Source organism: Paracoccus salipaludis, from assembly GCF_002287065.1.
Taxonomy (GTDB): domain Bacteria; phylum Pseudomonadota; class Alphaproteobacteria; order Rhodobacterales; family Rhodobacteraceae; genus Paracoccus; species Paracoccus salipaludis.
Genome location: NZ_NSJZ01000106.1, coordinates 1 through 595 on the forward strand (window position 1 = coordinate 1; position 595 = coordinate 595).

General features: G+C 62.4%; 1 protein-coding gene. It reads left to right on the forward strand.

Annotated elements, in window-relative coordinates; genetic code table 11:
- Positions 1-435: 435 nt before the first annotated feature.
- Positions 436-595: helix-turn-helix domain-containing protein (locus CK240_RS19660; RefSeq protein WP_135058953.1), on the forward strand; the 160-nt coding region annotated here is incomplete at its 3' end.

Here is a 595-nt window from a genome sequence, read left to right on the forward strand (position 1 = left end):
GGCAGTTCCGACGCTGGGTTCTGGACCCAGCCCTAACAGCGGTGAACGACTATGGCACGGTCGAGGTAAGCATGACCCCCGAGAAACAGGGCAGGTCGGTTCATGCCGTTACCTTCCGCTGGCGCTGGAAAGACCCGCACGACGCTGCCGAGACTGCCAGCGAGAACGCTCGCCACAGCGCTGCACGTCGTCGCCAGCAGGACACCGAAGACGCCCCGCCCCTCATCGCCGAAGAACCCCAAGCGGAACCGGCGTTAGCGTGGTGGCACAATCTCAGCCAGGTCGAGCGCGAGGACTGGTCGGATCGCGTCGGCCGCACCTTCAAGGCTGGCAACCTCACCGTTCCCAGGCGCGACACCGACCTTGCCCGTACTGCCTTCTCCGTTCATGAACAAAGCGTTCTAAACGGAACCTCAAATGACGCGGTGCGGAACCATGCCGGAACTCTCCCTTTCCCAAGCCGCGAAGCTGACGGGCAAGAGCAAGTCTACCATCAACAGAGCCATAAAAACCGGGAAGCTCAGCGCAGCCCGTCACGAGGACGGCAGCTACTCGATTGATCCAGCGGAGCTGTCACGGGCGTTCGACTTGGAAC